The sequence below is a fragment of the Streptomyces sp. NPDC006385 genome (assembly GCF_040612485.1).
Taxonomy (GTDB): Bacteria; Actinomycetota; Actinomycetes; order Streptomycetales; family Streptomycetaceae; genus Streptomyces.
Genome location: NZ_JBEXQG010000129.1, coordinates 1 through 12,122 on the forward strand (window position 1 = coordinate 1; position 12,122 = coordinate 12,122).

Annotated in this window: 10 protein-coding genes; 8 read left to right on the top strand and 2 right to left on the bottom strand. The window is 71.9% G+C overall.

Annotated elements, in window-relative coordinates; translation table 11 throughout:
- Window positions 1-391 precede the first annotated feature (391 nt).
- The 3 genes from ABZ078_RS43170 (at window position 392) to ABZ078_RS43180 (ending at window position 2,608) form a co-directional block, all read left to right on the top strand.
- Complete coding sequence (locus ABZ078_RS43170) at window positions 392-1,096, top strand: antibiotic biosynthesis monooxygenase (RefSeq protein WP_356584019.1); 705 nt, start codon at window positions 392-394, stop codon at window positions 1,094-1,096.
- 149 nt (window positions 1,097-1,245) lie between these two features.
- Window positions 1,246-1,857, top strand: a complete 612-nt coding sequence (locus ABZ078_RS43175) for a helix-turn-helix domain-containing protein (RefSeq protein ID WP_356584020.1) — start codon at window positions 1,246-1,248, stop codon at window positions 1,855-1,857.
- 16 nt (window positions 1,858-1,873) lie between these two features.
- Window positions 1,874-2,608 carry an SRPBCC domain-containing protein gene (locus tag ABZ078_RS43180; RefSeq protein ID WP_356584021.1) on the top strand — a complete coding sequence of 245 codons (735 nt, stop codon included), beginning with the start codon at window positions 1,874-1,876 and terminating at the stop codon, window positions 2,606-2,608.
- Window positions 2,609-2,621: 13 nt separating this feature from the next.
- On the opposite strand, the gene ABZ078_RS43185 is transcribed toward ABZ078_RS43180, so the two are convergent.
- Window positions 2,622-4,448: an endonuclease/exonuclease/phosphatase family protein gene (locus ABZ078_RS43185; protein WP_356584022.1), complete on the bottom strand. Its 1,827-nt coding sequence runs from the start codon at window positions 4,446-4,448 to the stop codon at window positions 2,622-2,624.
- Window positions 4,449-4,763: 315 nt separating this feature from the next.
- Here ABZ078_RS43185 and ABZ078_RS43190 point away from each other — a divergent pair, with 315 nt between their 5' ends.
- The 5 genes from ABZ078_RS43190 (at window position 4,764) to ABZ078_RS43210 (ending at window position 11,222) form a co-directional block, all read left to right on the top strand.
- Window positions 4,764-6,200: a hypothetical protein gene (locus ABZ078_RS43190; RefSeq protein ID WP_356584023.1), complete on the top strand. Its 1,437-nt coding sequence runs from the start codon at window positions 4,764-4,766 to the stop codon at window positions 6,198-6,200.
- 231 nt (window positions 6,201-6,431) lie between these two features.
- Window positions 6,432-7,880, top strand: coding sequence for an alkaline phosphatase PhoX (locus ABZ078_RS43195; protein WP_356584024.1), 1,449 nt, complete (start codon window positions 6,432-6,434; stop codon window positions 7,878-7,880).
- A gap of 120 nt (window positions 7,881-8,000) precedes the next feature.
- Window positions 8,001-8,693, top strand: coding sequence for a GntR family transcriptional regulator (locus tag ABZ078_RS43200; RefSeq protein WP_356584025.1), 693 nt, complete (start codon window positions 8,001-8,003; stop codon window positions 8,691-8,693).
- Window positions 8,694-8,732: 39 nt separating this feature from the next.
- The gene (locus ABZ078_RS43205) at window positions 8,733-9,749 is read left to right on the top strand and encodes a 1-aminocyclopropane-1-carboxylate deaminase (protein ID WP_356584026.1); all 1,017 of its coding nucleotides are present in this window, start codon (window positions 8,733-8,735) and stop codon (window positions 9,747-9,749) included.
- A gap of 435 nt (window positions 9,750-10,184) precedes the next feature.
- The gene (locus ABZ078_RS43210) at window positions 10,185-11,222 is read left to right on the top strand and encodes a LacI family DNA-binding transcriptional regulator (protein ID WP_356584027.1); all 1,038 of its coding nucleotides are present in this window, start codon (window positions 10,185-10,187) and stop codon (window positions 11,220-11,222) included.
- A gap of 203 nt (window positions 11,223-11,425) precedes the next feature.
- On the opposite strand, the gene ABZ078_RS43215 is transcribed toward ABZ078_RS43210, so the two are convergent.
- The coding region (locus ABZ078_RS43215) for a TerD family protein (protein WP_356584028.1) at window positions 11,426-12,122 on the bottom strand (697 nt) is incomplete at its 5' end.

A 12,122-nucleotide genomic window follows, 5' to 3' on the forward strand; every position in this document is an offset into this window, starting at 1 on the left:
CCTGTCGTACGACATCGCCGCCGCGGTCGTGGACTCCCTGGACAAGGCCGTGGAGCACATCCGGCTGTGGACCTCCGGTCACACCGAGGCCATCGCCGGCGAGCACCGCGCCGCCGTGCGGCCGCGACAGTAACCCGCGCCCATCGGAAGGCCATGAGCCCGAAAACCGCCTCCCCGATTCCCGCCCTCCGTCAGTCACTTGACCTCAAGTCCGGTTGAGGTCGAAAGGTGATCGGTGCGGGCATCGCGCGCATCGCACACAGCACGGCACAGCACGGCACAGCACGGCACAGCACAACGCAGCACGGCACAGCACGGCACGGCACAACGTGCCGATCCGCCACGCCCCACCCACGCCACCCACCCCACTCACCCCACCAAGGAGACCGGCATGACCCGCCGTACCGACGTCCACCCCGACCTCACCCACCCCGAGGTCGGCGCCCCCTTCTTCAGTACCTGGCGGGTGGGCACCCCCCTGCGGCAGAAGCAGACCGTCGAGGCGATCGCCGCCACCTGGGAGCGCCGCCCCTGGCCGACCGGCGATCTGCTCGGCTACCACGTCTACACCGGCCACGACGGCTCCACCCTCCTGCACTACTCGCAGTGGAGGAGCGAGCAGGCCTACGAATCCTTCGTCAAGACGCACCGGCAGGAGCGCGTCGACGAGATCGACACCGCCGTTCCGGGCATCGAGCGACTGGGGCTCGGCCGCTACCGGCGCTACCGCAGCGGCAGCCGGGAGGGCGACACCCGCGTCCCGGGCTGCATCGTGATCGTCGACCTCCAGTTCGAGGGACCCGACCCCGACCGGCAGCGCGCCTGGGTCGACGCCGTCTTCGAGGCGCTGGAAGGCGAGCCGAACCCCCATCCCGGCGGCATCGCCGCCCACTTCCACCTGAGTACCGACGGCACCCGTGTCCTCAACTACGCCGAGTGGGAGAGTGCCGAGGCCCATGCCGAGGCCCTCGCCGCTCCCGGCGACGGCATCGGCTCGTCGACGGATCGATGGCGCCGCGTACAGACCTGGCCGGGCATGACGAGCGCGGGCGGAGTCAACAGGTACGACCACGCCCTCGGCCTCGTCCCCGACTGACCTCCCGCTCGCGGGGCTCGACTCGATGCCAGCCTCAATCCCCCGCCCCCGCCCCCGCCCCGGCCCTCGATGCCCGGCCCTCAACGCCCCCGCCCACCGAAAGCTGGATCCGTCTGGACAAAAAAAGTTTTCGGTGAGACGGTGGACCCATGCTGGACGTCACCGTGATCGAGGACCCCGAGGCCGCAGCCGTCTCCCTGGACCCCATAAGGTCCCGGCTGCTCGCCGAGCTGGCGGCCGGCCCCGCGTCGGCCGCCATGCTGGCCGGCCGGGTCGGGCTGCCCCGGCAGAAGGTGAACTACCACCTCAAGGCGCTGGAGCGGCACGGCCTGGTCGAGCTGGCGGGCGAGCGCCGCAAGGGCAACGTCACCGAGCGGCTGATGCGGGCGACCGCCGCGTCGTACGTGATCTCGCCGCTCGCGCTCGCCTCCGTGCAGCCCGACCCGGACCGCTTCCGCGACCAGCTCTCGGCCCGCTGGCTGCTCGCGCTCGGCGCCCGGCTCGTCCGGGACGTCGGGTCGCTGATCACCGGGGCGACGAGGGCCCGCAAGCGGCTGGCGACGTACGCGCTGGACGGCGAGGTCCGCTTCGCCTCGGCCGCCGAACGGGCCGCCTTCATCCAGGAGCTGACAGCGGGCGTGAGCGCGTTGATCCGCAAGTACGACGCGCCCGACGCCGAGGGCGGCCGGGACCACCGGATCGTCATCGCGGTACATCCCACGGTCAAGGACCAGCAACCCACCCAGGAACTCGAGCAGTAGTACTCAGGAGCCCGCCATGTCCAAGGAATTCGAGATCGCCCGCGAGTTCGAGGTCGACGCCACGCCCCAGCAGGTGTGGGACGCCGTCACCAGCGGTACCGACGGCTGGATGTGGCCGATGGAGGCCCCCGAGCCGCGTGCGGGAGGCAAGGGCCCCTTCGGCTCCACCATCACCGCCTGGGACCCGCCGCACCGCTACACCAACCGGGTCGAGGACGTCGAGGGGATCTCCGAACAGACCCTCAACCAGCTCGACTACACCATCGAGCCGCGCGACGACGGCCGGCGTGCCTGGGTGCGGTACGTGCACAGCGGCATCTTCGTCGACGACTGGGACAACCAGTACGACGGCGCCGCCAAGCACACCGACTTCTATCTGCACACCCTGAGGGAGTACCTGGTCCACTTCGCGCCCCGGTCGGCCGCCTTCGCCACGTTCGACGGGCCCGAGGCGTCGAAGGCCGCCGACGCCCTCGCGGTCGTCGCACGGGCACTGGGCCTCGGGGAGGACGTGTCCGCCGGTGCGCGGGTGACGGTGCACGGGCCCGACGAGTTCGACGCCGTGGTCGACTTCCGCAACCCCTACTTCATCGGGCTGCGGACGGACCGGGGCCTCACCCGCTTCTTCGGGCGCAACCACTGGGGGTACCAGGTCGGCATCTCCCTGCACGACTTCACTGCGGGCGCCGACATCAAGGAGTGCGAGACCGCCTGGCAGGACTGGCTGAACGGCGTGTTCAGCCAGTCCTGAGCACGGCCGGCGGTTACGGACGGAACCGCAGCACCTGCGGGTCGTGGTCGCTGATCTGGTCGTTGAACTCCGAGTTGATGTGCACGCTGTCGTACTCGAAGTCGCAGGAGCGCCGGATCGACGGGCTGATCAGGATCTGGTCCAGCGTCTGGGCGTTGCCCTGGTAGACGTAGGAGTAACGCTCGCTCCGCGGCAGCGACTTGATCGCCGACCACAGCGCGCCGCCGTCCTCCAGCCGCTCGGTGGTGCCGGAGAACTCGAAGTCGTTGATGTCGCCGAGCGTGACGACGTCCGCGTTCTTCTGGACGGCCAGGATGTCCTTGACGAAGGCGTTGACCGAGGCCGCCTGAAGGTGGCGCTGGGTCTCCGAGCTGCGGGCCGGCGGCTGGTACTGCGCGTGCAACGACTGGTCGCCGCCCTTGGAGGCGAAGTGGTTGGCGATCACGAAGACCGTCCGGCCGCGGAAGAGGAACTCACCGGCCAGCGGCTTGCGGCTGTTCGCCCAGGCCGCGTTCGCCGGGTCGACTCGGCCGGGGGAGACCGTCAGCGCCGCCTTGCCCCGCACCTCGGTCACGCCGACGGCGGTGGTGGCGTCGCCGCCCGCGCGATCGACGAAGGAGACCCGCCCCGGGTTGAACAGGAACACCTGGCGGATGTTGCCGCCCGGCTGACCGCCGTCGGCCTTGTCGACCGGGTCGATGGACCGCCAGTCGTAGGCCGGGCCGCCTGCGGCGACGATCGCGTCGATCAGCTTCCGCATCGTCTGGTCGGCGGCGACCGTACCGTCGTTGGTCGCGCCGTTGTTGTCCTGGATCTCCTCCAGGGACACGATGTCGGGCGACTGGAGGTTGTTCACGATCGCGGAGGCGTGCTCGGCGAAGGTGGCGTCGGAGGGGTCGAGGTTCTCGACGTTGTACGTCGCGACCGCAAGCTCGCCGCGCCCCTGCTTCCGCGTCGTCTCCCGCTTCAGGCCACCGCTCGTCAGGGTGCCCAGCTCGCTCGCGACGAGGGTGTAGCCGCCGAACTGGGTGTAGTCCAGCGGGCCGGTGGTGCGGCCGGCGAGCGTGTCACCGACGTTCGCGACGGGGAACTGCGCGCCCGGGCCGAGGGACTGGATCTGCAACCGGCCGGTGTTCTGGGAGTCGTAGGAACCGTAGACGGTGCCGCCGCGGCGGTTGCGGTGCTCCCACGGCTTCACCGTCACCCACAGCTCGTGGAAGTCGTCGGTCGCGGTGACCACACGGGCGTCGGCGACCCGGACGTTCATCCCCTCCAGGGACTCGTAGTGGTCGAGGGCGTACTTCGACGGCTGGAGCGGCAGACCGTTGACCGAGCCGTTCGCGGCGCTGTCACCGGCCGGGGCGTACGTGCCCGGCACCGAGTCCTCGTCGATGACGGTCGCGGCCGGGACGGCGTTGCCGCTGGAGACGACGGTGACCGTCGGGCGCGTGATCTCGGTCAGCGACTGGTTGCCGGAGGAGGCGCCGCCCGGCACGAACTCCGTCACCGTGCCGGAGACCAGGACCGAGTCGCCGGCGGCGACCTTCGGGGTGGAGCCGGTGAAGACGAAGACGCCCTCGCTGGTGGCCGGGTTGTCGTCGGCACCCGGATCCTGGATCCAGAAGCCTCTGGACGAGCCGTAGGTGCGCACGCCGGTGACGATTCCGGCCACATCCGCGACCTGCTTGCCGGCGTACGGCGATATGCGCGTGCTGCCCTGGATGTCATGGATGCGCACGGAGTCGGCGTGCGCGGGGGTGGTGAGGACGACGGTGGACGCCGCGGAACAGACGGCGGCGACGGTGAGCGCGGCGAGACGCGCGGACTTCTTGCTCGGCAACGGGATCCCTCCGGGGACGTACGTGAGCGCCGGGACGAGGGTGGTGCGTGGAACGGTGGGTGCAGGCGCGACCGGTGGGGCGGTGGCGACGCGCGTAGAAAATACAGTGAACAGCTGTCCCCCGGTTTCTACGCGCGTCAATCTCCTGCCTGGTCAGGCCACTTGTCAAGGTTTCGGCCATGTACGCCTCCTGACGGGGAGATGAACCGGGCGGCATGGGTGGAAATCCGTCTAGGCTGAGCGGCTGAGCCGTGAGGTGTACGGCAAGGGCCGTGTCGCGTACGGCCACGCAGAGCGCTCTAGGAGAACCAGCCGATGTCAGACAGCTCCCCCCTGCCGCCGGTGCGCCTGCACCCCGAAGCGGAGCTGGCGCGTGACGCGCTGTCCACGCCGTTGCTCTCCCGGGCCGCCCGGCTGGCCCGCTGGGCCGGGCCCGACACCCGCGTCGACGCCGGGGGCGGGCTCGTCGACGAGCAGCTTCCGGCCGCCGCCGAGGTGCTCGGGCTGAGCGGGGACGACGCCGCGGCGTACGCGAGCGAGGCATGGCGGGTGGCCGTCGACACCGGGCTGGTCGAGGTCGTCGACGAGGAGGCCGGCACGGTCGCGGCCGGCGCGGACCTGGCGCTGCTGACCGGGGGTTCGCCGCAGGACGTGCTCGGCGTGTGGCTGGGCGCGCTGGAGACGGTGCTCGCCGACGCGAGCGTGCCCGACCTCGACGACCTGGTCGACGCCATGGACGCGGGCGGCGAGGTCGACTTGTCCTCGCTGGACTGGGACCCGGAGGCCGAGGCGGCGTTCCTCGACGGAGTGCTCGGCAACCTCTACCTGCTGACGGTCAGCGAGGACGGGCCCGGCGACAGTCTGGTGCCGCTGCCGGCCCTCGCCGCGTCCGTGATCGTGCCCAGCGACATGGGCGAGCCCACGAACGACGTGCTGGAGCAGGTGTCCGACGCGATGATGCGCCTCGACGACCAGTTCCGGCTGCTGGAGCCGGCCGGACTGGTGGAGTACCAGCCGGTGGACGAGGCGCTGATGGCCGACATCGACGGCGCCGCCGAGGAGGCGCCGGCCGGCGTCGACGACACCGACGTCTCGCGCTACGGCATGGTCCGGCTGACCCCGCTCGGCCTGTACGGACTGCGGTCGCGGCTGCTGGAGGCCGGGTTCGAGGCACCCGCGGTCGGGGACCTCGCCGACAAGGGCGCCGACGCGCTGCTCGACGGGACGGCCACCTTCCCGCAGGTCGCCGCGCAGGCCGAGACCGAGCTGTGGCTGGCCCGGCGCGAACCCCTCGCCGCGGCACGGGAGTTGCTCGCGGCGGCACGGGGCCTGGACGCCGGGGCACCGCTGCGGCGGCTGCGCTGCCAGCAGGCGCTGTCCCTGGTGGGCGCGGAGGCCGAGCCCGCGCTGCGGGAGGTGCTCGACGACGCCGAACTGGGCGGACTGGCGCGGGTGTGGCTGACCGAACGGGGCGCCGCCGACGTACCCGCCCCGTCGCAGGAGCTGGTGTTCTGGCTGACCGTCGACACGCTTGCCGCGCAGCTGGCGGCGGAGGGGAACTCCGACGAACTGCGGGCGCTGGTCGAGGGGTTGGCCGCGCAGCACAGCGGGTTCTTCGCGGCGGCCTGGCGGGTGGATCATCCGGCCACGGCGGATGTGCTGGAAGCCATGGGGCGGCTGCATCCGGACAAGAAGGTCGCGAAGGAAGCGCGGAAGGCCGCGTTCAAGGCGCGGTCGCAGCAGGGGGGTTGAGGCCGGCTCGCGGGTGCCGGTGGGGTGTGGCTGTTGGGGCCCCCACGCGGCGGAGCCGCATATCGATACGGCCCCGCGCCCCCAGGGGGTTGCCGTGCCCGGCGTTGATTCATGGAAGCGAGTGCTCTGAGGACGACTGGTGTTCAACGGGTGTTCAGGCGTGGGCGGGACGGTGGCGCCGTTCCGAAGTCCGCCACCCTCCACGGCACACCCACTGTCACAGGAGACACCATGTCGCTCACCCGTAGGGACTTCACCAGAAACTCCGCGATCACCGGTGCGGGAGTGGTGCTGGCGGGCAGTGCCGGCGTTCTCGGCAGCGCGCCCAACGCGCTCGCGTCCACGGAGCCGGAGACCGATCGCGAGGACGCCACGGACGACCGCGGTCACGGTGTCGGGTACGGGCCGCTGCTCCCGGACCCCAACGGCATCCTCGCGCTGCCCGCCGGGTTCACGTACCGCGTCCTCACCCACAGCGGCAGAACCAAGCTGGAGTCGGGCGAGTTCACCCCCTCCAACCACGACGGCACGGCCGCCTTCGACGGGCCGCGCGGCACCACCCTGCTCGTCAACAACCACGAGCTGAAGGGCCCGCGCGCCAACTGGAAGTACCCCGTCCCGCTCACCGAGGGCCTCGTCTACGACCCGGCCGCGGCCGGCGGCTGCACGGTCGTCGAGGTCCGCCCCGGCGGCAAGGTCGCCGAGTGGGTCGGCATCGCCGGCACCTCCACCAACTGCGCGGGCGGCCGCACCCCCTGGGGCACCTGGCTGACCTGCGAGGAGAACTCCGACAAGGCCGGCACCAACGGCATGACCAAGGACCACGGCTACGTCTTCGAGGTCGACCCGATCGACCGCCGCGCCAACCGCGACCCCAAGCCGCTGAAGTTCTTCGGCCGCTACGACCACGAGGCCGTCGTCATCGACCCCAAGCGCGGCCACGCCTACCTCACCGAGGACGACGACGAGCCCAACGGCCTGTTCTACCGCTGGACCCCGCCGAAGGGCTTCGAGTACGGCCGCGGCAGGTTCCGCGCCCTCGCCGACGACGCGGGCGTCCTGCAGGCGCCCAAGTGCTTCGACTCCGGCGGCAAGTTCGTCGACGACCTCGCCCGCGCCACGAAGATCGGCACCGTCTACGGCGTCGACTGGGTGGACGTCCCCGACCGCGACGCGCGGACCACCCCCGTGCGCAAGCAGTTCGCCGACGACGAGGTCACCCGCGCCCGCAAGCTGGAGGGCATGTGGTGGGGCGACGGCGGCGCCTACATCGTCTCCTCCTACGCCCGTGAGGAGAGCCCCGCACAGCACGACGGCCAGGTCTGGTTCTACGACCCCAAGCGCCGCACCCTCACCCTGAAGGTCCTGCTCGGCGTCAACCCCGACCCGTCGAAGGACGGCTCCCTCGACGGCCCCGACAACATCACCGTCTCCCCGTACGGCGGCCTGATCCTCGCCGAGGACGGCGAGGGCGTCCAGCACCTCTTCGGCGCCACGGACAGCGGACGCACGTACCCCATCGCCCGCAACGAACTGAACATCGGCACCGAGGACGAGCCCGAGTACAGCGAGTTCGCCGGCGTCACCTTCTCGCCCGACGGCAGGACGCTGTTCGTCGGCATCCAGAGCCCGGGCGTTCTGCTGGCCATCACCGGGCCGTGGAAGCGGCAGCGGCGGTAACGCGGGCCGAACGCCCTGCCCTGTATGTCTGATGTCTGCGGGTGCGGAAAGGGACCCGGGCCGGCCGTGTGCCCGGCGGCCCTTGTTCGCGCCGCAGACTGACATCTAACATTTCAGTTCATGGAGGCCATACGACCCGTGGGCCGGACCCTGCTCAGGGAGCGTGCCTGCGCATCGATCCGGGACGCCATCGTGGCCGGGGAGATCGAACCCGGCGCGGTGGTGCGGGACGCCGATCTCGCCGAGCGGCTCGGGCTGTCCCGGGCGCCGGTGCGCGAGGCGTTCTCGCGGCTCGTGGACGAGGGCCTGCTGGAGAGCAAGCCGCAGAGCTACACGCGGGTCACGCCGGTCGTGGCCGCCGACGTGCGGGACGCGGCCGCCGTGGTCGGCGCCATGCACGAGTTGGTGACGCGGGTGGCCGTGCCCCGGCTGACGGCCGCGGATGTGGAGACCATGCGGGCCGCCAACGAGCGCTTCGCCGCCGCCGTCGCCGCGGGCGAGGTGGACCTCGCCCTGCGGGCCGACGACGAACTGCACGACGTCCTGGTGCGGGTGAGCGGCAATCGCGCGGCCGCCGCCACCGTCGCCCGCCACACCCCGCTCATCCGCCGCCTGGAGCGCCGGCGCTTCGGCGAGGGCGGGACCTGCCGTTCGGCCGGGCTGCACGAGCGGTTGATCGAGGCGTGCGCCGCCGCTGACGTGGACGCGGCGGTCCACGTCACCGCGGAGATCTGGCGCACCCTCGCCGACCTGGCCGACACGACTGACGCCGACACGGCTCACGCTGACACGACTGACGCCGACTCCCGCTGACGTCGACTCCCATCGACGCCGCCCCCCTGGAGGCGCCCCATGTCCCTCTCCTCCTACGAGCGTTACCCTCTCCTCTTCGGCCCGTCGCCCGTGCACCCCCTGGAGCGCCTCACCGAGCACCTCGGCGGCGCCTCCCTGTGGGCCAAGCGCGAGGACTGCAACTCCCCGATCGCGTACGGCGGCAACAAGACCCGCAAGCTGGAGTACCTGGTCGCCGACGCGCTCGCGAAGGACTGCGACACGCTCGTCTCGATCGGCGGGGTGCAGTCCAACCACACCCGCCAGGTCGCCGCGGTCGCCGCCCGCGCCGGGCTCAAGTGCGTGCTCGTCCAGGAGAGTTGGGTGGACTGGCCCGACTCCGTCTACGACAAGGTCGGCAACATCCTCGTCAGCCGCCTCGCCGGAGCCGACGTACGCCTCGTGCGGGCCGGCTTCGGCATCGGCTTCAAGGAGAGCTGGGAACAGGCGCTGCGGGACGTGGAGGAGGCGGGCGGCACGCCGTACGCCATCCCGGCCGGTGCCTCCGACCACCCGCTCGGCGGCCTCGGCTTCGCCGGCTGGGCCTACGAAGTGGCCGAGCAGGAGCGGCAGTCGGGGGTGTTCTTCGACACGGTGGTCGTGTGCTCGGTGACCGGCTCCACCCAGGCCGGCATGGTCGCCGGCTTCGCCGCCCTGGAGGAGGCCGGCGGCCGTCCGCGCCGGGTCCTCGGCATCGACGCCTCGGCCAAGCCCGCCGCCACCCGCGAGCAGATCGCCCGCATCGCCCACGGCACCGGTCGGCTCATCGGCGTCGAGCGCGAGCTGACCGAGGCCGACGTCGAGCTGGACGAGCGGTACCACGCGGGCACGTACGGCATTCCGGACGAGACGACGCTGGAGGCGATGCGGCTCGCGGCGCGGACCGAGGGCATGGTCACGGACCCCGTCTACGAGGGCAAGTCGATGGCCGGGATGATCGACCTGGTCCGGCGCGGGGAGATCGGGCGGGAGTCGACCGTGCTGTACGCCCACCTCGGCGGACAGCCGGCCCTGAACGCGTACAGCGCGCTGTTCTGAGCCGGGCGGGGCGCGTGCGTCGTGCGGCGGCCATGGCGGACTCGACGGGCAGCGTCTCCAGCCCCACCTCGCCACCGGCGTCCTGGAGTTGCCGGGCCGCTCACTCGGCCCAGGGCGGTCGTCCCGCGCGCGACTGATGGAGCACGCCGCTCCGTGCCCCAGGGCCATGTGCCCGCCCATCGGCCCCGTGGGCGAGCGGTGCCTGGGCCACCCGGGCGAGCGCGGCGGCGATCAGCACCGCGGAGTTTCCCGTGCCGACCAGGACGATCCGCTGCCCGGTGAGCGGGCCGGGCCGCGGTGGTCCGCGCTGTGCGGCACGAGCGGGTGAAGCCCGCCGGCCCCGGCACTCCGGCGCGTCGACGTCCAGGGATCGGCCGGCCTTGCTCGCGACCAGGCCCTGCCGAAGCTCCTACCTGGCCGGATACAGTGCACTGCGTGTGGGCGGACGATCAGCAGCGGGAGTCGAGTGTCGAACGGCCCGACGGCCCCCGTCGCCGGGCCACGATCCACGACGTCGCCAAACTGGCCGGAGTGTCACGCCAGACGGTCTCCCGCGCGGTCAACGACAAGGGCGAGATCGACCCGGCCACGAAGGAACGGGTGCTGGAGGCGGCTCGGCTGCTGGACTACCGGCCCAGCCGGTTCGCGCGCGGCCTCGTCCGGAAAGGGACCGTGACGACGGGGCTGGTCATCCCGGACCTGATGAACCCCTTCTTCCCCGAGGTCGCCGCCGGGGTGCTGGAGGCCGCCGAGCAGCGCGGCTGGCAGGTGGTCGTGTGGGACTCGCGCGCCGACGAGGCCCGCGAGCGGGAGGCGCTCGACGTGCTGTCCCACCAGGCGGACGCGGTCGTGGGCTACTTCAAGAACCCGGACGACGTGCTGTCCCGGCACCTCGGTGGCGTCCCGCTGGTGCTGCTGGAACGCGGCCCGCAGCAGACCCGGTTCGCGGCCGTGGGCATCGACGCCGCAGCCGGTCTCGAACAGGGCATGGCCCACCTGGTCCGCGCCGGGCATCGCCGGATCGGCATGCTGGACGGCGTGCACGGCCCCGCCCCCAGGCGGCAGGCGTTCCTCGCGGAGACCCGGCGGCACGACCTGCCGGTCGACGAGAGCTGGATCGCGATGTGCCAGGAGCACAGCGTGGCGGGCGGCGCGGCCGGCATGGAGCGGTTGCTGGACGCCCGGCCCGACATCACCGCGGTGTTCGGCTTCAACGATCTGATCGCGGTCGGCGCGATGCGCGCCGCCCGGCGCCGGGGCCGGCGGGTGCCGGACGATCTGGCCGTGCTCGGCTTCGACGGGCTGTCGCTGGGCGAGTTGGTGGAACCCGGCCTGACCACCCTGCACATCGACAAACGGCAACTGGGCCGGCTGGCCGTGGAGCAGGTGGCGCGGCTGCGAGCGGGGCAGGAGCCGATCGGCGGCGCCGACGCCTGGGTGGTCCCGGAGCTGGTGGTGCGGGCCTCCGCCTGATGCCGGGGTGGGCCCGGAGGTGCGCAACGCGTAGAGGCTGCAGGTTCCTCGGCACTCGACCCGCGCGGCACTTCCTCAGGGATCTGGCGGCGGGCGCGACGAAGATGTGAGCCGCACGCACGCGCCGGGCGCCCCCCTTCGGCCGGGGGGCGCCCCGGACGTCGTACGTCTGCCGTACGTCTGTCGCACGGCTGCCCGTGTGCCTACAGCGCCTGCGCCGCCGGCTTCACCATGCCCCGCACCGTGCGGGACTTCACGAAGTCGCCCATGGCCGTCATCTCCCACTCGCCGGAGAACTGGCGGATGAGCTTGGCCATCATCACGCCCGTCTGGGCCTCGGCGTTGGTGAGGTCGAAGCGGACGAGCTCCTCGCCGGTCGCGGCGTCGAGGAGGCGGCAGTAGGCCTTGGCGACCTCGGTGAACTTCTGGCCGGAGAAGGAGTTGACGGTGAAGACCAGTCCGGTGACCTCCTGCGGCAGCCGACCGAGATCGACGGTGATGACCTCGTCGTCGCCTCCGCCCTCACCCGTGAGGTTGTCGCCGGAGTGCCGGATCGAGCCGTTCACGATCTGGAGCTTGCCGAAGTAGCAGCTGTCGATGTGGTTGCGCTGCGGACCGTAGGCGATGACCGAGGCGTCCAGGTCGATGTCCTTGCCGCGGTACGCGGGCTCCCAGCCGAGGCCCATCTTGACCTGGGAGAGCAGCGGGCGGCCGCCCTTGACCAGGGAGACGGTCTGGTTCTTCTGGAGGCTGACCCGGCCCTTGTCGAGGTTGATCTTGCCGGCGCCCGGGGCGGGCGGGGCGGGGGGCGCCGCAGGGGCCGGGGGAGCGGCCAGCACCACCGACAGCGTGACACCGAGCCGGGCGGCGATGGCCGACCGGACGGGTTCGGCGGTGAAG